A 23743-nucleotide genomic window follows, 5' to 3' on the forward strand; every position below is an offset into this window, starting at 1 on the left:
GGGATGAGCTTCGCCCCCCTCAGAAACGACACCTTCCTGCGCGCCTGCCTGCGCCAGGCCACGCCGTACACCCCCCTCTGGTTGATGCGCCAGGCCGGCCGCTACCTGCCCGAGTACCGCGCCACGCGCGCGAAGGCCGGCAGCTTCATGGGCCTGGCCACCAACAAGGATTACGCCACCGAGGTGACGCTGCAGCCGCTGGACCGCTACGCGCTCGACGCCGCGATCCTGTTCTCCGACATCCTCACCGTGCCCGACGCAATGGGCCTGGGCCTTTCATTCGCCGAAGGCGAGGGCCCGCGTTTCGCACGCCCGGTGCGCGACGAAGCCGCGGTTGCCGCGCTGCAGGTGCCGGACCTCGAGAAGCTGCGCTACGTGTTCGATGCCGTCACGTCGATCCGCCGCGCGCTCGATGGCCGCGTACCCCTCATCGGCTTTTCGGGCAGCCCGTGGACGCTGGCCTGCTACATGGTCGAAGGCGGCGGCTCGGGCGACGACTGGCGCGGGGTGAAGAGCCTCATGTACAGCCGCCCGGACCTGATGCACCGCATCCTCGAGATCAATGCGCAAGCGGTGAGCAGCTACCTCAATGCGCAGATCGACGCGGGCGCGCAAGCCGTGATGGTGTTCGACAGCTGGGGCGGCGCGCTCTCCGATGCGGCCTTCCGCGAGTTCAGCCTCGCGTACACACGGCGCGTGCTCGCCGGCCTCAAGCGCGAGCACGAGGGCGCGGTCATCCCGCGCATCGTGTTCACCAAGGGCGGCGGGCTGTGGCTCGATGCGATGGAGCCGCTCGACTGCGACGTGCTCGGGGTCGACTGGACCGTGAACCTCGGCCGTGCGCGTGCACTCGTGGGCCACTCGAAAGCGCTGCAGGGCAACCTCGACCCCGCCGTGCTGTTCGCGCCGCCCGCGCAGGTGCAAGCGGAGGCGCGCCGCGTGCTCGACGATTTCGGCACGCCGCACACGGGGCCGGGTACGGGGCCCACGCAGGTGTTCAACCTCGGCCACGGTATCAGCCAGCACACACCGCCTGATAACGTTCAGGCACTGGTGGAGGCGGTGCATTCCCACTCCGCCCGGCTGCGCGAGCCAAGCGCGGCGCGCGGCTAGGCGCATCCGGGAGTTCCCTAGGAGGCGGAAGCGCAAAATCTTCCGTGGCGGCTTGACTTATGCACAAAAACTGTGTTGCGGGAATTGTCAACCCGGCCCGGCGAGCGGCGCCCGCTACAAAAGCCGTAGCTAACGCAAGTTGTTGATTCTTATAGGATCTGTGGATTGCCCGTTTTGACGGCAAAGCAGCCAACTGCTTGATTTTCCGGGCTTCGCCGGCCTGCGCCGCATGCCTATCAACAAAGTTATCCACATAAAACCTAGACAAAGGTCTAATCGCTTTTCAATCAAGGACTTACCGCGGATTTCACCAAGCCACGTGAAGAGCACAGCGTAAACCCTCATTCGATGTCGCACCGCACCGCCGTCGTCGTCCCCACACCCGCCCACAGCTCGATCGGCGGCGTCCTGACCTACCTGAGTGAGGCACCACTCGCGCCGGGAACATTGGTGCGCGTGCCCTTGGGGCGGCGTGAGCTATTGGGGGTGGTGTGGGAGCCGGACAGCGCGGACGACTTCGAGGCTCGGACAAAATCTGTCAGCGCGGCCCTGGGCGACCTCCCTCCGCTCGACGCTTCCTGGCGACAACTCGTAACCTTTTCATCACAGTACTACCGGCGCGGGATCGGGGAGGTGGCGCTTGCGGCGTTGCCGCCACAGCTGCGCGACCTGGACGCTGCGCAGCTCGCGCGGCGGCTGAAGCGGCAGGGCTCGCGCGACGTCATTCATGCAGAGGAGGCCGCGCACGAACTCACGGCCGAACAGCGCGATGCGCTGGCCGCGATCGAAGGTGAGGCCGGCCCCTTCCTGTTGTTCGGAAGCACCGGCAGCGGCAAGACCGAGATTTACCTGCAGGCGGTGCAGCGCCTGCTTGCGCACACACCCGACGCGCAGGCGCTGGTGATGGTGCCGGAGATCAACCTCACGCCGCAATTGCACGCTCGCTTCGTGGAGCGCTTCGGCGAGGCCGCGGTCGTCGCGATGCACAGCGGCATGACGCCACCACAGCGCCTGAAGGCCTGGCTCGCCGCGCATCTCGGCCACGCACGCATCGTGCTCGGCACGCGCATGGCGGTGTTCGCGTCGATGCCGAAGCTCGCGCTTCTCGTCGTCGACGAGGAGCACGACCCCAGCTACAAGCAGCAGGAAGGCGCGCGCTATTCCGCGCGCGACCTCGCGATCTACCGCGGCAAGGCGGCGGGCGCGAAGGTGCTGCTCGGCTCCGCGACGCCTTCGCTCGAGAGCTGGCAGGCCAGCGAGAAAGGGCGTTACCGGCGGCTGGAGATGCCCTCGCGCATCGGTGCGGGTGCCTTGCCCGGCGTGCGGCTCGTGGACATGAACCTGCAGCCGAAGAAAACGGTGTTCGCGGGCACGCTCATCGACGCCATCGCGCAGCGCATCGCGCGCGGCGAGCAATCACTGGTCTTTCTCAACCGCCGCGGCTATGCGCCGGTGCTGGCGTGCGGCGCATGCGACTGGAAAAGCGAGTGCCCCAACTGCAGCGCCTTCCGCGTGTTCCACAAGATCGACCGCACGCTGCGCTGCCACCACTGCGGCTTCACCGAGCGCGTGCCACGTGCGTGCCCGAGTTGCGGCAACGTGGACATCGCGCCGCTCGGCCGCGGCACCGAGAAGCTGGAGGAGCAACTGGAGGCGCTGCTGCCCGGCGCGCGCGTGCTGCGCATGGACGCGGACACGACGCGGTTGAAGGGCGAGCTGGAACGGCAGCTGGCGGAGGTGCACTCGGGCGATGTCGATGTGCTCGTGGGCACGCAGATGGTGACGAAGGGCCATGACTTCCGGCGCATCACTCTCGTTGCCGCGGTCAACCCCGATGCCGCGTTGTTCTCGGCCGACTTCCGTGCGCCGGAGCGCTTGTTCTCCTTGCTGATGCAGGCCGCGGGCCGCGCGGGGCGCGATGCGGCGCAGTCGGCCGGCAGCGAGATGTGGATCCAGACCTGGCACCCGCAGCATGCGCTGTTCACCGCGTTGCGGCGGCATGACTTCCCGGCGTTTGCCGCGCAGCAGTTGAAGGAGCGCGAGCTGGCGGGGATGCCGCCGTTTGCGTCGCAGGCGCTGGTGCGTGCGGAGGCACGGACGCAGGAGGTGGCGCAAGGTTTCTTGCACGCCGCGGCTGAAGCAGCGGCCGATTCGGACGCCGTGGAGCACGTCAGCGTCTACTCGCCGGTGCCGATGACCTTGCAGCGCGTGGCGAATGTCGAGCGAGCGCAGATGCTCCTGGAGAGCACGTCGCGGGTTGCGTTGCAGCGCTTCCTTGCGGACTGGCAGCCGCGCCTTCACGAGCTGCGCCCGCGCGGATTGATCCGCTGGGCGATCGACGTCGATCCGCTGGCCGTCTAGGCCTTCTTGATCTTCAACGCCGTTTCGTAGAGCTCGTTGCGCGGCGCGCCTGTGATCTCCGCGGCAAGCTTCACCGCGGTCTTCACAGGCAACTCCGCCAGCAGCAGCTCCAGCACGCGCACACCTTGGGCGCCTTCATCGACCACCGCCTGCGGATGCAGGACAAGTGCGAATTCGCCATGGGTCCGCTTGGAGTCCTCCGCGAGCCACGAGGCGAACGACGCGCACGTCACCACCGCCACCTGCTCGAACTGCTTCGTCAGCTCGCGGCCCACGGTCAGCTTGCGCTCGCCCAACACGGCAAGCGCCTTGGCCAAGGCCTCGATCCGGTGCGGCGCCTCCAGCAGCACGACCGCCCGCGGTTCCTGCGCCAGCAACTGCACTGCGGCATCGCGTTCGCCGGCCTTCGCCGGAAGAAAACCCTGGAAGACGAACGAAGGGTCGTCGCTCGCAGTCCCCGCCACGCTCAGCAGCGCCGTGATGCTGCTCGCGCCCGGCAACGGCACGACGACATGCCCGGCCTCTCGCACGGCCGCAACGAGCCGCGCGCCCGGATCACTCACCGCCGGTGTGCCCGCATCGCTCGCGTAGACGACACGCTCGCCCGCCGCGAGCCGCTGCAGCACGGCCCCCGCCGCCGAAGCCTCGTTGTGCTGGTGCACCGCGACCCATGCGGACTTGTCTATGCCATACGCCCGCAGCAACGACTGCGTGTGGCGCGTGTCCTCGCACGCGATGGCATCCGCGATCTGCAGCACGTGCAGCGCGCGAAGCGTGATGTCGGCGAGGTTGCCGATAGGGGTGGCCACGACGTACAGCGCGCCCTGCGGATAATGCTGCGCACCGGCCGCGTCGCGTGCCGCGGCGAGGGAGGATGAGAACGATGCAGCCACGTCCCGAGGCTACCACCAAGGCCCGCGGCGACGCCGCGGAAGACCTCGCGCTGGCGCACCTGCAGGCGCAGGGCCTGCAGCTGGTGACCCGCAACTTCCGCACGCCGGGGCGCGGCGGCGGCGAGATCGACCTGGTGATGCGCGAGGGCTCGACCCTCGTGTTCGTCGAAGTCCGCAAGCGTGCCAGCCGCGCTTATGGCGGCGCGGCCGCGAGCGTGACCCCGGTGAAGCAGCGGCGCATCGTCTTCGCTGCGCGCCACTACCTGCTGCGCCTGCGCAACGCGCCGGCGTGCCGTTTCGACGTGGTCAGCTTCGAAGGCGGCGCGGTCCAGTGGATCCGCGCGGCCTTCGACGCAGGATGACCGTTACGTCGTCAGAGCGGCGCGGATCAGCCGCGGTCGCGCTTGGCCGGCTTCACTTCCGCAACGGTTTCCTGTTGCGGGGCGGGCGCGGCACCCAGGGACTGGGTTTCCTGCACTTGCGCCACCGGCGCCGGCTGCTCGACGATCGCGACGGCAGCAGGCTGCTGGATCTGGGCGGTCGCGATGTTCGCGCCCGGCCACGGCGTGCCGGTCTCGCCCATCGGGGCCAGGTGGGCGTTCTGCTGGCCAGCGCCGACGGCGTGGTTCGTTACGAACGGGTTGGGCGGGACGCCCTGGGCGACGGCAACGCCGACAACCGCCACGGCGGCGATACCAGCGGCGAACCCAGCGATCTTTTTCATGGCAGACATTGAAACTTCTCCTTAGCTTGTCGTAAGACGGTTGAACCTGCGGGCAATGAAGCCAGCCATTGAAGGGTAGTGAGCCGCCACTGCTGCGGAGTCAGCCCCGTGCGGCACCTCGTGTCCGGTTCTGCTCCCGGCGGCGTCGGTGCATGGCCTACACCCTGTTTGCGGTTGTGAAAGCCTTGACGGTCGCGTTACGTGTGCCGGGTATCATCCGCGCATGCTCGAGCAACGCATCCTCCAGCACTTCGCGGACAGCGCGGACCTCAAGTACCAGGCCGCCCAAGTGCTCGCCAGGCCCATCTCCCAAGCCGTGCAGGCGGTGCTGGCCTGCGTCACCAGCGGCGGCAAGGTGCTGGCCTGCGGCAACGGCGGTTCGGCCGCCGACGCGCAGCACTTCTCGGCCGAGTTCGTGGGCCGCTTCGAGCGCGAAAGGCCCGAGCTGGCGGCCATCGCGCTCACCACCGACAGCTCCATCCTCAGCGCCGTCGCCAACGACTACGCGTGGGACCGCGTGTTCTCCAAGCAGGTGCGCGCGCTCGGCCAGTCGGGCGACGTGCTGCTGGCACTGTCGACCTCCGGCAACTCGGCCAACGTCATCGCCGCCATCGAGGCCGCGCACGAGCGCGAGATGACCGTGGTCGCGCTCACCGGGCGCGGCGGCGGGCGCATCGGCAGCCTGCTGCGCGAAACGGACGTTCACATCTGCGTACCCCACGAACGCACCGCCCGCATCCAGGAAGTGCACATCCTGGCCATCCATTGCATCTGCGACGGCGTCGATGCACAACTCCTCGGCGAACAGGACCCGAATCCATGAGCTTTGCGCGTTTGATCACCACCACCCTGCTCGGCGCTGCGCTGGCCGGCGCCCTTGCCGGCTGCGCGCCGCTCGTCGTCGGCGCGGCCGCCGGCGCCGCACTGATGGTCACCGACCGCCGCACCTCCGGCATCCAGATCGAGGACGAAGGCATCGAGCTGCGCGCCGCGGCACGCCTGCGCGAGGCTTTCGGCGACAGCGCGCACGTCAACGTGACGAGCTACAACCGCCTCGTGCTGCTCACCGGCGAAGTGCCGAACGAGCAGGCGAAGCAGCGCGCGGAGGAAATCGTCTCGCGCGTCGAGAACGTGCGCTCCATCGTCAACGAGCTGGGCGTGATGGGCGTGACCACGCTGACGCAGCGCTCGGCCGACACGCTGGTGACGGGCAAGGTCAAGGCGTCGATCATCGACGCCTCCGACCTGCAGATCAACGCGTTCAAGGTGCTCACCGAGCGTGGCACCGTGTACCTGATGGGCCGCGTGACGCAGCGCGAGGCCGACAAGGCCACGCAGATCGCGCGCGGCGTGAGCGGCGTGCAGCGCGTCGTGCGCGTGTTCGAGACGATCAGCGACGAAGAGCTGAAGCGCCTCACGGCGCGCTGATTACTTCAGCCTCTTGATGAGGCTGGACGTGTCCCAACGCGCGCCGCCCATCTCCTTGATGTCGGCATAGAACTGGTCGACCAGTGCCGTCACCGGCAACCGTGCGCCGTTGCGCTTGGCTTCTTCCAGCGCGATGCCGAGGTCCTTGCGCATCCACGCCGTGGCAAAGCCGAAATCGAACTTGCCTTCGATCATCGTCTTGCCGCGGTTGTCCATCTGCCAGCTCTGCGCGGCGCCCTTGCCGATCACTTCCAGCACGAGGTTCATGTCGAGCCCCGCCTTCTGGCCGAAGGCAATCGCTTCCGACAGGCCTTGCACCAGGCCGGCGATCGCGATCTGGTTGACCATCTTCGTGAGCTGCCCCGCACCGGCCGGGCCGAGCAGCGTGAACGCGCGCGAGAAGCACATCGCGACCGGCTTCACCGCGTCGAACGCCGCCTCGTCGCCGCCGCACATCACCGTGAGCAGGCCATTCTGCGCGCCCGCCTGGCCGCCCGACACCGGGCCGTCGACGAACTGCAGCCCGCGCTTTTTCGCCTCGGCGTACATCTCGCGCGCCACGTTGGCCGACGCGGTGGTGTGGTCCACGAGGATCGCGCCCGGCTTCATGCCGGCGAACGCACCGTCGGCGCCCAGCATGATCGCGCGCACGTCGTCGTCGTTGCCCACGCAGCTGAACACGAAGTCGCAGTCCGCCACCGCTTCGCGCGGCGTGGGCGCGTACGCCCCGGTGAACTCCTTGCACCAGGCCAGCGCCTTCTCGCTGCTGCGGTTGTAGACCGTCACCTTGTGCCCGGCCAGCGCCAGGTGGCCCGCCATGGGAAAGCCCATGACACCGAGGCCGAGGAAAGCGACCTTGCGCGAGGGGGTGGGTTCGTACTGTTTGGGGTTCGTCGAGGCCATCGCTACTACTCCTCTGGTGGAATGACCTACAGAGTGTAGTGGGCCACGCCTTCCCCGAAGGACCAGTTCTCCCGGTGCGTCTCCACGAGGTGGACGATGACGTCCGCGGGGCTCACGTCGGCCGCTTCGGACACGTCCGTGGCGATGCGGGCAAAGAGCTGGCGCTTCTGCTGCACGGTGCGGCCGGGCGACAGGTTGATCTGGATGAACAGCACCTTGTTCGTGTGGCGCACGCCGAGGTACTCGGGCGTGCTGACCATCACGCCTTCGCCATGGCGCGCGAGCACCTGGAAGCGGTCGTCGGCGGGTACGGCGATCACGTCCCCCATGGCGCGGTGGACGGCGTCACCGGCGCGCAGCGCGCGCTCGGGGCTGATGGAAGCAGGCAGGTCGATGCGGACGAACGGCATGGGTGTGGCTCCTTGGAAGGGAGCCACTTTGCCTTTCCAGGGTTGCGCGCGAAACCGCGCGGGGCGCAAGACGGCTTTGCAGCCGCCGCAACGGGCCTCAGACGATGGCGAGGTGTTCGGTGCCCGCGGACAGGTCCTGCGACTTCGCGCGCTGCGAATTGAGCTTGATCTGCAGCCGCAGGTCGTTCACCGAGTCCGCGTTGCGCAGCGCATCCTCGTACGTGATGATGTTGTTCTCGTACGCGTCGAAGAGCGCCTGGTCGAAGGTCTGCATGCCCAGGTTGCGGCTCTTCTTCATGATCTCCTTGATCTCGGAGACCTCGCCCTTGAAGATCAGGTCGCTGATCAGCGGCGAATTCAGCATCACCTCCACCACCGCCTGGCGGCCCTTGCCGTCCTGCTTGGGCACCAGGCGCTGCGACACGAAGGCCTTCAGGTTGAGCGACAGGTCCATCAGCAGCTGCGGGCGGCGCTCTTCCGGGAAGAAGTTGATCACGCGGTCCAGGGCCTGGTTGGCGCTGTTGGCGTGCAGCGTGGCCATGCACAGGTGGCCGGTTTCGGCAAAGGCGATGGCGTGCTCCATCGTCTCGCGGTCGCGGATCTCGCCCATCAGGATGACGTCGGGCGCCTGGCGCAGCGTGTTCTTCAGCGCCGCCTCCCAGTTGTCGGTGTCCAGCCCCACCTCGCGCTGCGTCACCACGCAGTTCTTGTGCGGATGCACGAATTCGACGGGGTCCTCGATCGTGATGATGTGGCCGTAGCTGTTCTCGTTGCGCCAGTCGATCATGGCCGCCAGCGTGGTCGACTTGCCGGAGCCCGTGGCGCCCACCAGCACGACGAGGCCGCGCTTGCTCATCACCACGTCCTTGAGCACCGTCGGCACCCCCAGCTTGTCGATGGTGGGCAGCGTCATCGGGATCACCCGCAGCACCATGCCCACCTTGCCCTGCTGCACGAAGGCGTTGACGCGGAAGCGGCCGATGCCCGGCGGCGAGATGGCGAAGTTGCACTCCTTGGTGCGCTCGAACTCGGCCGCCTGCTTGTCGTTCATGATCGAGCGGGCCAGCGCCAGCGTGTGGCCGCCGTTGAGCGGCTGCGGCGACACCTTGGTGATCTTGCCGTCCACCTTCATCGCGGGCGGGAAGTCGGCCGTGATGAACAGGTCGCTGCCGTTGCGGCTGATCATCAGCTTGAGCAGGTCGTTGATGAATTTGCTTGCCTGGTCGCGTTCCATGGTGGAGCTCCTTTCTTGCTGCCTGGCTCAACCAGGGAAGTTCTCGGGCATCTTGGCCTTGCTGCGCGCTTCGGCCGGGGAGATGACGTTGCGCTTGACCAGGTCGCTGAGGTTCTGGTCGAGCGTCTGCATGCCGAAGCTGTTGCCGGTCTGGATGGCGGAGTACATCTGCGCCACCTTGGCTTCGCGGATCAGGTTGCGGATGGCGGAGGTGCCCAGCATGATCTCGTGCGCCGCCACGCGGCCGGAGCCGTCCTTGGTCTTGCACAGCGTCTGCGAGACCACGGCCTGGAGCGACTCGGAGAGCATCGCGCGGATCATTTCCTTCTCTTCGGCCGGGAACACGTCGATGATCCGGTCGATGGTCTTGGCGGCACTCGACGTATGCAGCGTGCCGAACACCAGGTGGCCCGTTTCCGCGGCCGACATCGCCAGGCGGATCGTCTCCAGGTCGCGCATTTCGCCCACCAGGATGCAGTCCGGGTCCTCGCGCAGCGCGGACCGCAGGGCGGCCTGGAAGGACAGCGTCATCGGGCCCACCTCGCGCTGGTTCACCAGGCACTTCTTGGACTCGTGCACGAATTCGATCGGGTCCTCCACCGTCAGGATGTGGCCGTACTCGGTTTCGTTCAGGTGGTTGATCATCGCGGCCAGCGTGGTGGACTTGCCCGAGCCCGTGGGGCCCGTCACCAGCACCATGCCGCGCGGCTTGAGCGCGAGGTCGCCGAAGATCTTGGGGGCGTTGAGCTGCTCCAGCGACAGGATCTTCGAGGGAATGGTCCGGAACACGGCGCCGGCGCCGCGGTTCTGGTTGAACGCGTTGACGCGGAAGCGCGCGAGGCCCTCGATCTCGAACGAGAAGTCGCACTCGAGGAATTCCTCGTACTGCTTGCGCTGCGTGTCGTTCATGATGTCGTAGACCATCGCGTGGACCTGCTTGTGGTCCATGGGGTCGACGTTGATGCGGCGCACATCGCCATGCACGCGGATCATGGGCGGCAGGCCGGCCGACAGGTGCAGGTCGGAGGCCTTGTTCTTGACGCTGAACGCCAGCAGCTGGGTAATATCCACGTGTCCCTCTCCAGTGACGGCGCCTGACGGCGGCGCCTTGTCGCTGGTCAATTATGACCACGATTCGAAACAACCTCCATAGCGTCAGGGAGCGCATCGCCAGCGCGTGCAAGGCCGCCGGGCGGCCTGTGGAAGAAGTCACGCTGCTTGCGGTGAGCAAAACCTTCGGCCCCGACGCGGTGCGCGAGGCCGCCGATGCCGGGCAGGCGGCCTTCGGCGAGAACTACATCCAGGAAGCCGTCGAGAAGATGGCGCTGCTGGGCGGCCTGCCGCTCGAATGGCACTGCATCGGCCCCATCCAGAGCAACAAGACGCGGCTGGTGGCGGGGCATTTCGACTGGGCGCACACGGTCGACCGGCTCAAGATCGCCCAGCGGCTGGCGGAACAGCGCCCCGAAGGGCTGCCCCTGCTCAACGTTTGCGTGCAGGTCAACATCGATGGCGGAGCGTCGAAGTCCGGCGTCGCGCCCGAGGAAGCGTTGGCGCTGGCACGAGAGGTCGCCCACTTGCCGCGCCTGAGGCTGCGCGGCCTGATGACGATCCCCGAGCCCCAGCCCGACTTCGCCGCGCAGAAAGCCGTGCACCAGAAGGCGCGCCGGCTCTTCGATCAGCTGCGCGACGCGGGGCTTGCCCTCGACACGTTGTCGATGGGCATGACGGCGGACCTCGAAGCGGCGATCCACGCGGGAAGCACCATGGTGCGCGTGGGCACCGCGATATTCGGCGGGCGGGCGCCTAAAGTCTGATCTGCTCGAACTTGCCGGAAGTTCGCCAGGGAACCCTGTAAGCAGATCGCTGTACAGCCGCTGCCTGCGAAATGATCCTTGGCCACCAATGGACCAGCTGCGCGGCCTGTGCCCAGTATGACTGTGATGCCCAGCTCTTTTGGAGCACGAAAACGTTCAGCCCTGACGTGCGCATCAATTCGCGCTCCGCGTCGGACTTTCTGAAGTTGTCTGCCGACAGGACGCTCGAGCTCTCACCGGTTGCCTTCAAAGCTCCAAGCCAGTCATGGTCCTTCGCGTCCTGTTCGAACCGCTCCCGTAACGCGAATACCTCGACGGACGGATTCGCTTCACGCTTGCTCAACTCGTGAAGCGCTCTTGCGAGATGCGGCGAAAGGTTGTTATCAATGAGAAACTTCACGTGCCAGAGAAGTTTCGAAACGGACAGCCGCGTCTACTTCACTGGGGCTCACGTCGAATGTCTTCGCAGCCGCAGACCGGCTTTTCCGTTCTGCAAGGTAGCATGCGTACAAGGCGCCCGTCGGTACCTGCGACAGCGTCGTCACCGGCTTTCCGAACTGCACGTCGGGATCGATCACTACTGAGCGACTGCGCTGGAGAGGGAACCACCTCGAAGCGTGCCCGTCCCTGTACTCTATTCCTGCGTACAACGAGGGTTTGATGACATCCCTGAAGGCGAATTGACTGCTCCTCAGGTCGAGTAGTTCATGCTCGCGGATATCAGCGAGAGCCTCCGCATAGATGGTTCTTCCGTCCGTGCAGAAGCGAGTCGATGTCAACGGGTAGTCGGTCTTGAAGATCTCCCGGGCTTTTTCCAGACATCGCCTCACCACGAGGGGGTGGACGCCATGCTTCACAAATTCGTTGACGATGCGCGCTTCGAGCAGGTCTGCAAACCCGATCGTCCGCTCCTTCGTCGGCTCGTCAACGTATGCCGGATGCCATAACGGTTCGGAATGGTACGTTTTCTTTCGACCCGCGTAAGTGTGGGCAAAGTCATACCCGTAAAGCCAACGCTTGAGCTGGGCGCGTCTTACCCCGATGAGGCTGGCAGCCTCTCCAAGGCTGTAAAGACCACGACCAATATCGAACACGTGCACCCCCGTCGCAATGGCTAAATATACCTAATCACAGGGAGTTCACAGGACACCAACACGTTGCCAACAGGTTTCGCCTAGTGCTTAGTTTGTGCGAGGCGGCTTCACGCTGCCGCAATCCGCTCCCAGGAAGCGGGCGCTGCTGTCGATGTTCATCGTCTCGGGCTTGCCGTCGATCACCGTCTTCACGGTGACCTTGGAGTTGTAGGCGTCCGTGCCCGTGAAGGTCACCAGCGCCTCGCCGGTGGACGGCGGGTTGGTGCAGGAAAAAGCGGCCTTCAGCGTGTTGCCCGTGCGCTGCTGGCTCGTCATCTTGCAGTCGCCCTTGTTCATGGGCACTTCGTCGCGCCTGGCCATCTCGGGCGTGATGCACATCTGGATGGTCGTGCCGCCGCCGGCGCCGGGGGCCATGCGCATGCCCTGCTTGGCCATCATCTCTTCGACCATCTTGCGCTGGTCGGGCGGCATGTTCTTCATCTGCTCGGCCATCTGCGCCTGGGCCGCGGCCATCTGGCCGCCCGCCGCGCCGCCCATCTTCGTGGTGATCTCCCACAGGCCCGGCTTGGCCTGCTGCGCCGCGGCGCCCGACGAACACAGCGCCGCAGCCGCGGCAACAACGAGAACGCGCATGGTGACTCCCGATGTGGTTGCGAGAGCCCGATCCTAAGCGCGCGCGGGAATTCCGGGGAAACCCGAACGAGACCCTTGGCTCCCTGTCAATCCCGACAGTGGGCGAGCGCGTACGAAGGTTATAGATTCCGGCCCTGTCAAGAACAAGCCTCGCAGGGAGCCTGATGACCGCACCGTACATCCGCCGGCTGGACCGGCACAACAACGCCACGCACGGCTGGGAGGTGCACGTCGCCCGGCGCGACCTGCGCGCCAGCCGCATGTTCAGCGACACGCGCTACGGCGGCAGCGAGGGCGCCCTGGCCGCCGCCATCGCCTGGCGCGACGCGCAGGAGTGGTACCGCAACGGCGACGTGCTCAACCGCCGCTCGCGGCTCACCCGCGCGGACGCATTCGTCACAGCCGTGCTGCTGGAGCACGAAATGCGCGGCGCCCCGGAGGGCGACCCGCCGCCGGCCGCCGAGCCCGGCGTCTCGCGCATCGAAGGCGACGAAGGCACCCGCCCGGGGTGGATGGCCTCGGCGCCGCGCGACCGCCGCGAGACCCACAAGTTCTTCGCCGATCGCGACTGGGGCGACATGCACCTGGCCCATGCGGCCGCCACCGTGTGGCGCCAGATCCACATCGGCGGCCGCGACGCGGTCGCCGAGCTGAAGGCTCCCCGCAAATTCATGCCGGCACCGGCCGCCGTGAAAAGCGTCGGGCGTGGCATCGCCGAGCCGCCCGTGCGCTACGAGAAGACGCAGCTGGGCGACGGCCGCCGCGGCCAGTTCGCGTTCTGGATGGTGGCGGTCACAGATGGCAACGGCCACCGCCTCGAGCGCAAGTTCTCGGTCAACTATTGGGGCGAGGACATCGCCCGCCGCAAGGCCGAGGCGGTGCACCGGCAGAACCTGCAGTGGGCGGACCTGTCCGACAGCGGGACCGCCCCCCGGACGACTCCTGCGGGGCAGGGCGGCTCCCAAACTGGGCTGGACCACTACACGGAGCAACCCATGGCGTACAGCAGCATCCTGGGCGCAGACCCGGCGCCCCAGCAACCCGGCGGCCGCGATTCCGGCGCGCTCGGCCCCAGCGACAACTCCGATTCCGGCAGCGACACCATCGGCACGCATGAGGCGCACGCCGACAGCGACGCGCGCGGCACCGGCGAACGCGCCGCGGTGGCCGGCCCCGACCTGAAGGAAGGCGGCGACATCATGCCGGACCGCGTCGTGCAACTGGCCGACGGCGAGGGCTTCCCCGAAGCCGACCCGGACACGCAGGAGTTCACCGACCTCGACGCGGACAGCGAAGGCAACTTCATCGACGCGGACGCGGACGCCGACGCCGACGCCGAGGCCACCGAGGAGCGCGGGCGCTGACCGCCCCGCGCCGCAGTCCACGGGCGCGCCCACTCACTGCACGGCAGGTCGATGCCGTGCTGCGGGGGACGTTCGGCCTGCGCCGCCTGCGCCCGGGCCAGCGCGCCGTCATCGAGCGCGTGCTGCGCGGCGAGCCGACGCTCGCCGTCATGCCCACGGGCTCGGGCAAGTCGCTCTGCTACCAGTTGCCCGCCCTGCTGATGCCGGGGCTCACGCTGGTGGTGTCCCCGCTCATCGCGTTGATGAAGGACCAGTGCGAATCGCTGCGCGAGCTCGGCGTCGAGGCCGTGCAATTGAACAGCGCGCTCGGCAGCGCCGAGCTGCAGGAGGCCGAGGCCGCGATCGCCGACGGCCGCGCGAAGATCGCGATGACCACGCCGGAGCGGCTGCAGGACGCCGGGTTCCGCGAGCTGCTGCACGGCCGCGAGGTCAGCCTCGTGGCCGTGGACGAGGCGCACTGCATCTCGCAATGGGGCCATGACTTCCGGCCGGCCTTCCTGGAAATCGCGCCACAGCTGGCGCAGCTGGGTCGCCCGGTCGTGCTGGCGTTGACGGCAACGGCGCAGGAGGATGTGGCGCGGGACATCTGTTCGCAGCTGGGCATCCCACCGGAAGGCGTGGTGAACACCAGTGCGCATCGCGCCAACCTCGACCTGCGCGTGGAGTCGATGGCCGGCGACGCCGACAAGCTGCGGCGCGCCGTGCAGCTCGTGCGCAAGCTCGAAGGCAGCGGGATTGTTTATTGCGCCACGATCAAGGCCGCGACGGCAGTGCACGAGGCGTTGCATGCTGCGGACGAGCCCGCCGGCATCTACCACGGCAAGCTGCCCGTGGCGGAACGCAGCGCGCAGCAGGAAGCCTTCATGGAGGGGCGCTGCCGCGTGATGGTGGCGACCAATGCGTTCGGCCTCGGCATCGACAAGGCCGATATCCGCTTCGTGCTGCACTACCAGCTGCCGCCGACGCTGGAGTCCTATTACCAGGAGGCGGGACGTGCCGGCCGCGACGGCGAGCCGGCGCGCTGCACCCTGCTTTTCCTGCGCGGGGACAAGGCGGTGCAGCAGTTCTTCATGGCGGGGCGGTACCCGACAGGCGAGGACGCCGATGCGATCGTCGCCGCGCTGCGCGAGCCCGCTCCCGACGGCGATTCGTGGACGCTTGCGCTGCTGCAAGGGCGGCTCGCGCGGCCCCGCAACAAGCTGCAGGTGGCGCTCGGCCTGCTGCGAAAGCACGGTGTCGTGGAAGCGGATGCGGACGGTGCGATCCGGCTCCTCAAGCACAAGCTCAAGGCCGAGGAAGTCGACGCGCTGATGGATTCTTACGGCAAGCGCCGCGACCTCGACCGCGAGGGGCTGGAGCGCATGGTGTTCTACGCGCAGACGGGCCAGTGCCGCTGGCGCGTGCTGCTGGAGCATCTCGATGGCGAGGCGCCTTTCGAGCGCTGCGAGCATTGCGACAACTGTCGGCGCATCGCGGCGCACGAGAAGGTGGTGGAGCACCTGGCGCAGGAGTCGGATGACGAAGAAGTCGCCGGGGAAAGTACGGTGCAGTTGTCGCGCGGTGACATCGTCATGGTCAAGCGCTACGGGCGCGGCATCGTGGAGCAGTCCACTGCGCTCGAAGTGACTGTGGCGTTCGCGGACGGCACTCGGCGGGCATTCCTGCCGCAGTACGTGGCCAAATACCGCGCGCGCCGCGGCAAGGCAGCCTCAACGCAGGCTGACGGTCGTGCGCTTCCAGGCCGGGTCTTGCCAGCGCTGGAACGGTCCGAGGGTTGACGCGTCGCCGGTCTGGCGCTGAACCGTGAGAGTGTCGAGGTTCATCACCTCGTAATTGCGCTTGTACTTCCCTTCCCCCCGCGCCTCGCGCGCCACCAGCACCTGCTGCCCACCCGGCACCCAGCCCGCGAACTCCGCATAGCCCAGTTCGGGCGCAACACTCGCCGGCGGCAGCACATCGATGGCCCAGCCGCGCTCGGTCTTGCGGAACAGCCACAGCTCGCGCCAGCTCTCCATCGGCTGCACGGCGAGCGCCAACGCATTTCCCTCACGGTTGAGCGACGCGGATTGCGGCCAGACCTGCGCGAACGTGCAGCGCTTGGCGAGCGGGCGCGAGATGTCGGCCTTGGCATCGACCAGCAGCACGCAAGTCACGCCCGGCTGCGCGCGCACGGTGAGGATCGCCGGTCGATTGCCGGCCGGCTGTGCGGGCGTGTCCACGACGGCCGCCCAGCGCGACGCGTTCACGCGCATCGCGGCTTCGTTGTACAGCGGCGCGTCTTCCTCCGGCAGCTCGGACTTGTGCACGGACGCGAGCTCGTCCAGCGCACGCTGCGCCGCGGTGCGGGAAGCCGCATCGCCCAGGCGCGCATGCTCGTACGCGAGCGTGCTCCACACCGATGCGCGGCGCATCGCGATGCGGTTCTTCGTGTACGCGGGCAGCGTCGAAACATCCACGCGGTCCAGCACCTGCGCGCGCCACGCATTCACCTTGTGGCGCGCGAGCGGCTGCAGGTTCGGGTCGATGCACTCGGTGCGCGTCAGCGCGAGCGCGGCACGGGCCCGCTGCGCCGGCTGCGACTCGAGCGCGAGCACGCGGCGGAATGCGTCGCCGTCGTAGCACACCTGCATGCGGCCTTCGCGCTCGTAGCTCGTGAACTTCACGCCGTACTGCGCGGCCACGTCCAGGTGCGCGGCAATCGCCGCCTGCGCGCCCTTGCCGGGCGTGGCGACAGGCGATGCGACGCCGCTGCCTTGGCCGGCGCCGGCGGACGACGCGCGCTGCGCCAGCCGGTCCGCCAGCGTGCCGATGGCGTCGAGCGCTTCCACGCCGGCCTCGCCACGCACCGCTTCCGCGGGCGCCGCCTGCAGCCAGGCGCCGGCCAATGCGATACCGAGCGCTTCGTTGCCGGCCGACTCGCGCACGAAACGCAGAACCGCCAGCAGTTCCGGCGCCTCGGCGGCGTTGAGGGCGGTGCGCCGCACCTGGCTGGCGCGCACGAACCCGCCGCGTTCGCGGCGGTGGTCCCACACCTGCAGCCAGTCGAGGCGCTCGCCACGCACTTCCAGCAGCTCGCCCTGCCAGAGCTGGGCCTGCTGTTGCGCCGACTCGCGCGGCGCGGCGCGCAGCACGGCGGCGTCGGTGGTGACGAGCGCGGTAGAAAGCGCAAGGGCAGTCGCGAGCATGATCACTTCTCCTCTTCGGCGGGCGCAGCGGCGTGCTGCATGCCTTCCTTGCCCGCGCCTTGCCCGCCACCCAGCAGGTTCGCCGCGATGAAACCACCCGCCGCACCCGGCGGGGCGATGATCACCTGCACCTTGTCCGAGAGCTTGTCGGCCAGCGTCTTCTGGATCAACAGCGGGTGACGCGACAGCAGCGTGCCCTCGCGCGCCATCTGCTCCGCGTTCGCCAGGCCGATGCGCTCCATGCGGAAGGCTTCGGCCTCGGCCAGCTTCTTGCGCGCATCGGCTTCGCCGTTCGCCTCGATGCGGCGCGCCTGCGCATTGCCCTCGGCCTGCTTCATGCGCGCCTGCTTCTCGGCCTCGGCTTCCAGCTGGCGCTGCTCGATCTGGCGCTGCTTGAAGGGCAGCACGTGCTTCATCGCCTCTTCCTGCGCCTTGGCGGCGATCACCTGTTCGCGCGCCGCGGCTTCGGCGCGCACTTCGCGCTTGACCTTCTCGGCGTTGGCTTCGAGCTCCGTCTCCTTGACGCGCTTGTCCTTCAGCTCGAGCGTGTAGCGCATCTTCTGCGTCTCCAGCTCCTCGGCGAGCAGGCCTTCCATGCCGCGCTTGTAGTCCGCCGGCAGGTCCACCTTGCCCACGAGCACGCCGCGCAGCACGATGCCGTCGTCGGCAAGCCGCGCCTTCAGTTCGTTCTCGACCATCTGCTGGATCTCCGCGCGCCGCGTCGAGAAGATCTCGCGCACCGTGTAGCGGGAGAACACCTTGTAGACCACGTTCTGCACGCCCGGCTCGACGATCTCCCTGTCGATGTTCTCCGGCAGGTTGCGCGCGGTGGCGGCGACGCGCCTGGCGTCGAGCGCGTAGCGCACCACCAGGTCGATGCCGACCGACAGGCCTTCCACCGATTGCACCGGCGCGGGCCCGCTCGCCGATTGCATCTGCGCCGGGTGGTACGTGCGGTCGCGCAGCGAGAGGATCCGCATCTCGTGGATCCCGGGCAGCACGAGCACCGTGCCGTCGCGCCAGATCGTGACGTCGCCGGTGAGCTGGTTGGTGCGCACGCCGATGTCGCCATGCTCGATGGTGTCCATCGGCGGGTGGCGCACGACGAGCCAGCCGGCCAGGCCCACGCCCGCCGCAACGATGAGCACGCGCTTGCCGGCCGCGAGCCGCGCGAGCGTGCCCTCGGCGTGGAGCATCGGTTCCCCCGCCACGCTCTCGCGGCGGAGCTTGCTGGAAACTGCGCGGCGCACGGCACGCGCGATGATGGACATCCTGTGCAGCATGGTGGTTCTCCTCGTGAAGGTTCGGTTGCTTACTCCGCGGCGGCCCAGAGCTGCGCGCTGGGCAGGTTCAGGCCCGCCTTGGCGTCGCTGGACAGCAGCAGGAAGATCTCGCCGCCCACGTCGACGACGAAGTCGGGCTTGCGGTCGCCGTCGAGGTCGGCCACCGCAAGCACCTTGGTGGCGGCGGCGGGCAGGCCGAGCAGGTACTCGTGGTCGCTGCCGTCGTAGCTGATCACGTACGCGGTGCCGACGGCGTTGCTCCACACCTTGAAGCTGTACTCGGTGCGGCCGAGCGTGCGTTGGTACCGGTGGCCGACGACCGGGCGGAATTCCTCGGTGGGGAAGCCGTGGTTGATGCGCACGCCTTCGACCAGCGCCGCGCCGGGGCGGTGCAGGAACATCGCGTCCTGGCGCACCGGCTCGTTCGCACGCGGCTTGGCAACGGCGCGCACGCGCACCGCATCGGCCGTGACGGCGATCTCGTACCAACCTTCCTCGATGCCTTCTTCGTTGGCGGCGACGATCTCTTCGCGCCAGAGGCGAGCGTCCAGCATGAGGCCCTCCGGCGCGGCGCCCGCGGCCCAGGCCGAGGCGGCCAGCACCGCGCCGCTGGCGGCGAGGCTGAAGTTGCGGAAGGCGGTGGTGTTCGAGGCGGTCATCGCTTTCTCCTTGTGTGTTCGCGATGAACCCATTCTTCGAAACGGGGGCGGAAGTAACAACGCGAGGCAAGGGCCTCTTGCTTCACACCCCGGAAGATTTCTTCCGGACCCCGCGGCCCATAATCCCGCCCATGACCCGAGTCGCCGTCATCGAGGACGACCCCACCTTCAGCCGGCAAGTGGCCGGCTGGATCCGCGCGGCCAAGCCGGACATCGACGTCGACCAATGGGCCACGCGCGACGAAGCCGAGGCCGCGCTCGCACGCGAGGCCTACGACGTGGTGGTGCTGGACATCGAGCTGGGCCGCGAACGGCATGCGGGCGTGGCGCTGATCAACGCGATCAACAAGCAGCGGCAGGGCACGCCGGTGCTGGTGGTGTCGGCCATGCCGGCCGCGATCTACCGCAGCATCATGAAGGCGCTGGACGCGTGGGACTACCTGCAGAAGACCACGTTCGAGGAAGCCGACTTCATCGAGACCTTCCTCGAGATCCTTCGCGTCGCGCGCGAACGCAAGGCGACCACGGCGAAGGCCGCCGCGCCGGCCGCCGAGCTCTCGCTCGACCCGCTGTGGCAGCGCACGCCCACGTGGCGCGGCCAGCGCGTGAACCTGCCGCTCACCGCGCAGCGCATCCTGGCCACGCTGTACCAGCGGCAGGGCGAGGTGGTGAGCTATGACGAGCTCTTCGACGTGGTCAAGAGCGGCCGCAACCGCGACAACGTGCGCAAGCACGTCAGCACGATTCGCGATGCGTTCCGCGAGGTCGACCCGAATTTCGAAGGCATCGAGAACATCCCCATGCGCGGCTTCCGATGGGTGAACAAGGCCTGAGGACGGCGCTCGCCAGTTTTCGCCGCCGCATCCTCTTTCGCGGCGTGTTCCTGCTGCTGGCGCTCGCGACCATCGCGCTCGCCATCGTGCTGCTGCAGGAGGAGAAGGAGCGCAGCTACGCAAGCTACCAGCAGGCGTTCCGCCGCAGCCAGCAGGACGTGATTGCGCGGCTGCGCCAGCCCGCGGGCATGCTGGTGCTGCTGAACCCGCGCATGCCGCGCGAGCCCGTGCCGGTGCGGCCGCTCGTGCTGCCCTACCCGGCGCTCGACTTCGAAGACCCCGCGCGCGTGCAGCAGGCGATCGAGGCGGCGGACTGTTCGGTGCGCTACACCGACGGCTCGACCCTCTGCGCGGGCGTGGGCAACAGCGCGTATGCAGGCACGTATCTCTACCTCGCAGGCAGCTTCCGCGCAGGCGACCTGCAGCTGAGGGAAAGCGGCGAGCTCGACATCGAAGCCGTGCACCGCGCCGTGGTCCGGCTGGAGCTGCGCGGCGAGATCCATTCCTGGGTCGCGCCGTTCGAGCGCACGTCGATGCGCGGCGAACCGCTCGTGCGCGGCCGCCTGCTCGGCTTCGAAACCACCGGCGACCCGACGCTGGCCAACGCGCGCCCCGTGCGCGACTTTCGCGGCTGGCTTTCGCAGGCGGCGACGTGCGCGTCCGGTGGCGACGTGCCCGACTGTCCGCGGCAAGTGTTCTACGCGATGCGCGTGCCCGTCGAAGCGTTTCGCTCGGGCGCGAGCTGGCCGCCCGCGGACCTCGACCTGATGCGCGTGCACGTGCAGATGCTCGCGCCCGGCAGCGGCGGCCCCGCCCTCTTCTCCAGCGACGCACCCGGCGCCGAAGGCCCGGCCACAGCGGGCGACCTCGCGCAGGCGCTGCTGCCCGGCGAGGTGCTCACGCTCACGCGGCAGGACGGCCCGCGCTCGCCCATCGTCGTCAAAGGCGGCGAGTCCGAGCGCGAACGCACCTCGCCGCTGATCCTGCGCCTGATCGACCAGCTGCCCGTCGCCGCGCGCGTGCCGACGATGCAGGCGCGCGAGACGCTGGTGACGCCGGTGGGCAGCTACGACGTGCAGCTGACCGCCGACGCGCGCGGCATCGACCGCAACCTCGGCGTGATCGCCACGCGCCTGTCGTGGTACGTCGGCGCGATGCTGGTCGCTATCCTGATCGCCTGGGGCCTGATCGAGATCGGCCTGATCCGCCGCATCACCGTGCTCAGCCGCCGCGCGGCGGACGTCTCGCGCAACGTGCAGCAGGACGCACGCGGCGGCGAGCGCATCGGCGCGCTCGACGTCTCGGACCTGCGCGGCCCCGACGAGCTCGGCGTGCTGGCCGGCGGCCTCTCGGACCTGCTGCAGCGCGTGAAGGACGACGTGCAGCGCGAGCAGCTGCGCGCGCAGCAGGAGCGCGACATGCTGCAGGCCGTGGGCCACGAGATCCTCTCGCCGCTGCAGTCGCTGATGGTGCTGCACCCCGGCAACGACGACCCCGCGCATCGCTACGTGCAGCGCATGCAGCAGGCGGTGAAGGTTCTCTACGGGCAGTCGTCGCCGAGCGAGGCGCTCGCGGCGGCGGAGATCGCGCTGTCGGCCATCGACCTCGACGCGTTCCTGCAGCAGGTGGCGCAGAACTCGCGCTTCGCGGGCGTGGCCGATGTGCGCTACGAACCGAAGGGCGAACCAGTCACGGTGCGTGCCGACGAGTTCTCGCTGGAAGACGTGGTGACGCACATCCTGCGCAACGCGGACCGGCATCGCACGCCCGGCACGCCCATCACGATCACGCTGCGCACCGACGATGCACAGGCCTTCGTCGCGATCCACAACGAAGGCGCCACGATCCCCGGGGACCTGCTCGCCAAGGTGTTCGACTATGGCGTCACCGAGGCACCCGAAGGCGGCGCCCGCCGCGGCCAGGGCCTGTTCGTGGCCCGCACCTACATGGCGAAGATGGGTGGAAAGGTGACCGCCCGCAACGAGGCGGGCGGCGTGACGTTCGAGCTGGTGCTGCCGCTCAGTGCGGGTTGATCTCCCGCACGGAGATCCTGCGGCCGCGGGCCAGCACGCCACCGGCGGGCGGCAACGGCTCGGTGAGCGCGGGGCGATGGTCGTGCAGGAAGGTCAGCTGCTGCGTGAAGGAGGGGCGGTGCACCGAAGCCAGCACGACGGTGCGCGGCGGCAGGTCGGCCGTGATGGTGTCGAGGAGCGAATCCTCGAAGTCGCCGAAGGCGCTGTTGTTCCGGGACATGACGTGGCTCCTCCTGCTTGAAGCGTGGCTGCGATGCTTCGCAGCGTACGGCCGGGCCAACGTCGTCCTTTAGGGAAATTGATTATGCGGTGTCAGCATCTGGCTGATCCGTAAGCGATTGTGTCCGACACGGTGTCGGGACATGCGGCCTCCCCAGGTTGTGGGATGGCCGACAGGCCCGCGCGCGCGCAGGGGCGATGCTGGAAGCGTCTCACGGAGAACACGAATGACGTACATCAGCAAAGCCCAACGCCAGCTCGATGGCGACCTGCTGCTTCGCACCGACACGCAAGCGCTGCTCTATCGCACGGTGCAGGAACTCGCGGCGCGGCTGCAGGCCGAGAAGGACGGCCGGCCGGTGGGCGACCCGACGGATTGCCTGCGCGCGCTCACCGCGCTGCAGGACAAGCTGGGCCTGTTCCACGGCGACCTGCCGAGCGTGAACGACCTGCTCGGCGACCCGCACAGGGAAATGGTCGCGCGCAACCTGCTCAAGGGTTGCTAGCGCTCGCGCACCAGCGTTGACGCGCCAAACAGGCTCTGCACGAACTCCACAGCAAGTTCGGCAGTGCGATTGCGAACATCGAGGGCCGGGTTGATCTCGACGACGTCGAGCGAGCCCATGAGCCCCGTGTCCGCGATCATCTCCATGCAAAGCTGCATCTCGCGGTAGGTCGGCCCGCCGCGCACGCGCGTGCCCACGCCCGGCGCCTCGAGCGGGTCGAGGCAATCGAGGTCGAAGCTCACGTGCAGGTGCGTGTCCGCGTCGAGGTCCTGCAGGATCTCGGTCATCGTGTGCCGCATGCCGTACTCGTCGATGTGGCGCATGTCGTAGACCGACAGGCCGAGCAGGCGGATGGCCTGCTTCTCCTCCGCGTCCACGCTGCGGATGCCGATGAAGTCGATGTCCTCCGGGCTGAGCGCGGCGCGCTGCCCGCTCCATCCCACCAGCGAAGCCGGGCCATGGCCCAGCAGGCACGACACGGGCATGCCGTGCAGGTTGCCGCTCGGGCTGATCGCCTCGGTGTTCACGTCCGAATGCGCGTCGAGCCACAGCACGCGCAACGACTTGCCCATCGCGCGGCAGTGCTTCGCGATCGCGCTGATGGAGCCGATGGCCAGCGAATGGTCCCCGCCCATGAGGAGCGGGATGTGGCCTTCACCGAGCGCACCCGACACCGCATCGAACACCGCACGGTTCCACGTCACCACTTCGTCGAGATGCCTCACGCCGTTGGCCGGCTCGTGCCACGGGTTGGGCGGTCCCGCGAGGTTGCCGCGATCGATGACGTCGAGCTTGTGCGCGCGCAGTGTTTCTACGATGCCGGCAACGCGCAGCGCATCCGGGCCCATGCCCGCGCCGCGCACGCTGGCACCAACGTCGGTGGGCGCGCCGATGAGGCTGACGGTGGAGGCAGTCACGAGCGCGATTGTGCAGCAGCACGGCGGCAAGCGGGGGCACGCGGGGCGATGTTGATACAGGTTGCGTCGGATCGCCCTAAGGCCGCGCACGCGTGCCCTAAAAAGAAGGCATCACCAGAAAAGAAGGACCTGTC

At 68.2% G+C, this 23743-nt stretch carries 25 protein-coding genes; 11 read left to right on the top strand and 14 right to left on the bottom strand.

From position 1 onward, the window contains the following. Positions 1-3: 3 nt before the first annotated feature. Both hemE and H8R02_RS11455 read left to right on the top strand, forming a co-directional pair. The gene (hemE, locus tag H8R02_RS11450; protein WP_187081523.1) at positions 4-1113 is read left to right on the top strand and encodes a uroporphyrinogen decarboxylase; all 1110 of its coding nucleotides are present in this window, start codon (positions 4-6) and stop codon (positions 1111-1113) included. Between the two features lie 348 nt (positions 1114-1461). After that, a complete protein-coding gene (locus H8R02_RS11455; RefSeq protein ID WP_187081524.1) occupies positions 1462-3474 on the top strand; it encodes a primosomal protein N' in 2013 nt (670 codons plus the stop codon). Here H8R02_RS11455 and rsmI read toward each other — a convergent pair. Continuing rightward, a complete protein-coding gene (gene rsmI / locus H8R02_RS11460; protein WP_187081525.1) occupies positions 3471-4367 on the bottom strand; it encodes a 16S rRNA (cytidine(1402)-2'-O)-methyltransferase in 897 nt (298 codons plus the stop codon). The two genes, H8R02_RS11455 and rsmI, sit on opposite strands and share 4 nt — an antisense overlap. Between rsmI and H8R02_RS11465 the strand changes: the two genes are divergently transcribed. Further along, positions 4349-4729: a YraN family protein gene (locus H8R02_RS11465; protein WP_187081526.1), complete on the top strand. Its 381-nt coding sequence runs from the start codon at positions 4349-4351 to the stop codon at positions 4727-4729. The genes rsmI and H8R02_RS11465 overlap by 19 nt on opposite strands. Before the next feature lie 26 nt (positions 4730-4755). Here the strand turns inward: H8R02_RS11465 and H8R02_RS11470 are convergent, their stop codons facing one another. Continuing rightward, entirely contained in the window at positions 4756-5091 is a 336-nt protein-coding gene (locus tag H8R02_RS11470) for a hypothetical protein (RefSeq protein ID WP_187081527.1), read from the bottom strand. Positions 5092-5314: 223 nt separating this feature from the next. Here H8R02_RS11470 and H8R02_RS11475 point away from each other — a divergent pair, with 223 nt between their 5' ends. After that, entirely contained in the window at positions 5315-5914 is a 600-nt protein-coding gene (locus tag H8R02_RS11475; RefSeq protein ID WP_187081528.1) for a phosphoheptose isomerase, read from the top strand. Continuing rightward, positions 5911-6519 carry a BON domain-containing protein gene (locus H8R02_RS11480; protein ID WP_187081529.1) on the top strand — a complete coding sequence of 203 codons (609 nt, stop codon included), beginning with the start codon at positions 5911-5913 and terminating at the stop codon, positions 6517-6519. The genes H8R02_RS11475 and H8R02_RS11480 overlap by 4 nt, the downstream gene beginning before the upstream one ends. On the opposite strand, the gene H8R02_RS11485 is transcribed toward H8R02_RS11480, so the two are convergent. The 4 genes from H8R02_RS11485 to H8R02_RS11500 form a co-directional block, all read right to left on the bottom strand. Beyond that, a complete protein-coding gene (locus H8R02_RS11485; RefSeq protein WP_187081530.1) occupies positions 6520-7422 on the bottom strand; it encodes an NAD(P)-dependent oxidoreductase in 903 nt (300 codons plus the stop codon). A gap of 26 nt (positions 7423-7448) precedes the next feature. Continuing rightward, a complete protein-coding gene (locus H8R02_RS11490; RefSeq protein WP_187081531.1) occupies positions 7449-7832 on the bottom strand; it encodes a tautomerase family protein in 384 nt (127 codons plus the stop codon). A gap of 97 nt (positions 7833-7929) precedes the next feature. After that, complete coding sequence (locus H8R02_RS11495; protein WP_187081532.1) at positions 7930-9066, bottom strand: PilT/PilU family type 4a pilus ATPase; 1137 nt, start codon at positions 9064-9066, stop codon at positions 7930-7932. A gap of 27 nt (positions 9067-9093) precedes the next feature. Beyond that, positions 9094-10137, bottom strand: a complete 1044-nt coding sequence (locus H8R02_RS11500) for a type IV pilus twitching motility protein PilT (RefSeq protein WP_187081533.1) — start codon at positions 10135-10137, stop codon at positions 9094-9096. A 53-nt stretch (positions 10138-10190) separates the two neighbouring features. Here H8R02_RS11500 and H8R02_RS11505 point away from each other — a divergent pair, with 53 nt between their 5' ends. Next, entirely contained in the window at positions 10191-10883 is a 693-nt protein-coding gene (locus H8R02_RS11505; RefSeq protein WP_187081534.1) for a YggS family pyridoxal phosphate-dependent enzyme, read from the top strand. On the opposite strand, the gene H8R02_RS11510 is transcribed toward H8R02_RS11505, so the two are convergent. From H8R02_RS11510 to H8R02_RS11520, 3 genes are all read right to left on the bottom strand, one after another. Next, positions 10873-11283 carry a PIN-like domain-containing protein gene (locus tag H8R02_RS11510; RefSeq protein WP_187081535.1) on the bottom strand — a complete coding sequence of 137 codons (411 nt, stop codon included), beginning with the start codon at positions 11281-11283 and terminating at the stop codon, positions 10873-10875. The genes H8R02_RS11505 and H8R02_RS11510 overlap by 11 nt on opposite strands. Beyond that, positions 11267-11977 (bottom strand): DUF433 domain-containing protein, encoded by a 711-nt coding sequence (locus tag H8R02_RS11515; RefSeq protein WP_187081536.1) that lies wholly within the window; start codon positions 11975-11977, stop codon positions 11267-11269. The genes H8R02_RS11510 and H8R02_RS11515 overlap by 17 nt, the downstream gene beginning before the upstream one ends. A gap of 87 nt (positions 11978-12064) precedes the next feature. Continuing rightward, positions 12065-12610, bottom strand: coding sequence for a DUF3617 domain-containing protein (locus tag H8R02_RS11520; protein ID WP_187081537.1), 546 nt, complete (start codon positions 12608-12610; stop codon positions 12065-12067). Between the two features lie 164 nt (positions 12611-12774). Here H8R02_RS11520 and H8R02_RS30385 point away from each other — a divergent pair, with 164 nt between their 5' ends. Continuing rightward, complete coding sequence (locus H8R02_RS30385; protein WP_255429291.1) at positions 12775-13974, top strand: hypothetical protein; 1200 nt, start codon at positions 12775-12777, stop codon at positions 13972-13974. Between the two features lie 56 nt (positions 13975-14030). Continuing rightward, on the top strand, positions 14031-15752 hold the full coding sequence (locus tag H8R02_RS11530) for a RecQ family ATP-dependent DNA helicase (RefSeq protein WP_354004905.1): 1722 nt from the start codon (positions 14031-14033) through the stop codon (positions 15750-15752). Here H8R02_RS11530 and H8R02_RS11535 read toward each other — a convergent pair. The 3 genes from H8R02_RS11535 to H8R02_RS11545 are packed head-to-tail and all read right to left on the bottom strand — an operon-like array spanning position 15684 to position 19101. Beyond that, positions 15684-17159 (bottom strand): hypothetical protein, encoded by a 1476-nt coding sequence (locus H8R02_RS11535; RefSeq protein WP_187081538.1) that lies wholly within the window; start codon positions 17157-17159, stop codon positions 15684-15686. The genes H8R02_RS11530 and H8R02_RS11535 overlap by 69 nt on opposite strands. Positions 17160-17161: 2 nt before the next feature. Next, on the bottom strand, positions 17162-18442 hold the full coding sequence (locus H8R02_RS11540; RefSeq protein WP_187081539.1) for an SPFH domain-containing protein: 1281 nt from the start codon (positions 18440-18442) through the stop codon (positions 17162-17164). A 29-nt stretch (positions 18443-18471) separates the two neighbouring features. Next, on the bottom strand, positions 18472-19101 hold the full coding sequence (locus H8R02_RS11545; protein ID WP_187081540.1) for a hypothetical protein: 630 nt from the start codon (positions 19099-19101) through the stop codon (positions 18472-18474). A 131-nt stretch (positions 19102-19232) separates the two neighbouring features. Here H8R02_RS11545 and H8R02_RS11550 point away from each other — a divergent pair, with 131 nt between their 5' ends. Together H8R02_RS11550 and H8R02_RS11555 are read left to right on the top strand one after the other, a co-directional pair. Next, positions 19233-19934, top strand: a complete 702-nt coding sequence (locus H8R02_RS11550) for a response regulator transcription factor (RefSeq protein ID WP_187081541.1) — start codon at positions 19233-19235, stop codon at positions 19932-19934. Continuing rightward, a complete protein-coding gene (locus tag H8R02_RS11555) occupies positions 19916-21967 on the top strand; it encodes a sensor histidine kinase (protein ID WP_187081542.1) in 2052 nt (683 codons plus the stop codon). The genes H8R02_RS11550 and H8R02_RS11555 overlap by 19 nt, the downstream gene beginning before the upstream one ends. On the opposite strand, the gene H8R02_RS11560 is transcribed toward H8R02_RS11555, so the two are convergent. Beyond that, a complete protein-coding gene (locus H8R02_RS11560) occupies positions 21954-22187 on the bottom strand; it encodes a hypothetical protein (protein ID WP_187081543.1) in 234 nt (77 codons plus the stop codon). The two genes, H8R02_RS11555 and H8R02_RS11560, sit on opposite strands and share 14 nt — an antisense overlap. Before the next feature lie 226 nt (positions 22188-22413). Here H8R02_RS11560 and H8R02_RS11565 point away from each other — a divergent pair, with 226 nt between their 5' ends. Next, positions 22414-22692 carry a hypothetical protein gene (locus H8R02_RS11565; protein WP_187081544.1) on the top strand — a complete coding sequence of 93 codons (279 nt, stop codon included), beginning with the start codon at positions 22414-22416 and terminating at the stop codon, positions 22690-22692. On the opposite strand, the gene rocF is transcribed toward H8R02_RS11565, so the two are convergent. Next, positions 22689-23609 carry an arginase gene (gene rocF / locus H8R02_RS11570; RefSeq protein WP_354004906.1) on the bottom strand — a complete coding sequence of 307 codons (921 nt, stop codon included), beginning with the start codon at positions 23607-23609 and terminating at the stop codon, positions 22689-22691. The two genes, H8R02_RS11565 and rocF, sit on opposite strands and share 4 nt — an antisense overlap. Positions 23610-23743: the final 134 nt, after the last annotated feature.

It is taken from the genome of Ramlibacter albus (genome assembly GCF_014297445.1).
Taxonomy (GTDB): domain Bacteria; phylum Pseudomonadota; class Gammaproteobacteria; order Burkholderiales; family Burkholderiaceae_C; genus Ramlibacter; species Ramlibacter albus.

Coding starts and splice junctions, on each gene's coding strand:
- H8R02_RS11495 (WP_187081532.1), bottom strand. CDS start 9,066: ATGGAACGCGACCAGGCAAGCAAATTCATCAACGACCTGCTCAAGCTG.
- H8R02_RS11540 (WP_187081539.1), bottom strand. CDS start 18,442: ATGCTGCACAGGATGTCCATCATCGCGCGTGCCGTGCGCCGCGCAGTT.
- H8R02_RS30385 (WP_255429291.1), top strand. CDS start 12,775: ATGACCGCACCGTACATCCGCCGGCTGGACCGGCACAACAACGCCACG.
- hemE (WP_187081523.1), top strand. CDS start 4: ATGAGCTTCGCCCCCCTCAGAAACGACACCTTCCTGCGCGCCTGCCTG.
- H8R02_RS11565 (WP_187081544.1), top strand. CDS start 22,414: ATGACGTACATCAGCAAAGCCCAACGCCAGCTCGATGGCGACCTGCTG.
- H8R02_RS11485 (WP_187081530.1), bottom strand. CDS start 7,422: ATGGCCTCGACGAACCCCAAACAGTACGAACCCACCCCCTCGCGCAAG.
- H8R02_RS11455 (WP_187081524.1), top strand. CDS start 1,462: ATGTCGCACCGCACCGCCGTCGTCGTCCCCACACCCGCCCACAGCTCG.
- H8R02_RS11505 (WP_187081534.1), top strand. CDS start 10,191: ATGACCACGATTCGAAACAACCTCCATAGCGTCAGGGAGCGCATCGCC.
- H8R02_RS11470 (WP_187081527.1), bottom strand. CDS start 5,091: ATGAAAAAGATCGCTGGGTTCGCCGCTGGTATCGCCGCCGTGGCGGTT.
- H8R02_RS11490 (WP_187081531.1), bottom strand. CDS start 7,832: ATGCCGTTCGTCCGCATCGACCTGCCTGCTTCCATCAGCCCCGAGCGC.
- H8R02_RS11555 (WP_187081542.1), top strand. CDS start 19,916: ATGGGTGAACAAGGCCTGAGGACGGCGCTCGCCAGTTTTCGCCGCCGC.
- H8R02_RS11560 (WP_187081543.1), bottom strand. CDS start 22,187: ATGTCCCGGAACAACAGCGCCTTCGGCGACTTCGAGGATTCGCTCCTC.
- H8R02_RS11480 (WP_187081529.1), top strand. CDS start 5,911: ATGAGCTTTGCGCGTTTGATCACCACCACCCTGCTCGGCGCTGCGCTG.
- H8R02_RS11535 (WP_187081538.1), bottom strand. CDS start 17,159: ATGCTCGCGACTGCCCTTGCGCTTTCTACCGCGCTCGTCACCACCGAC.
- H8R02_RS11550 (WP_187081541.1), top strand. CDS start 19,233: ATGACCCGAGTCGCCGTCATCGAGGACGACCCCACCTTCAGCCGGCAA.
- H8R02_RS11475 (WP_187081528.1), top strand. CDS start 5,315: ATGCTCGAGCAACGCATCCTCCAGCACTTCGCGGACAGCGCGGACCTC.
- H8R02_RS11545 (WP_187081540.1), bottom strand. CDS start 19,101: ATGACCGCCTCGAACACCACCGCCTTCCGCAACTTCAGCCTCGCCGCC.
- H8R02_RS11520 (WP_187081537.1), bottom strand. CDS start 12,610: ATGCGCGTTCTCGTTGTTGCCGCGGCTGCGGCGCTGTGTTCGTCGGGC.
- H8R02_RS11465 (WP_187081526.1), top strand. CDS start 4,349: ATGAGAACGATGCAGCCACGTCCCGAGGCTACCACCAAGGCCCGCGGC.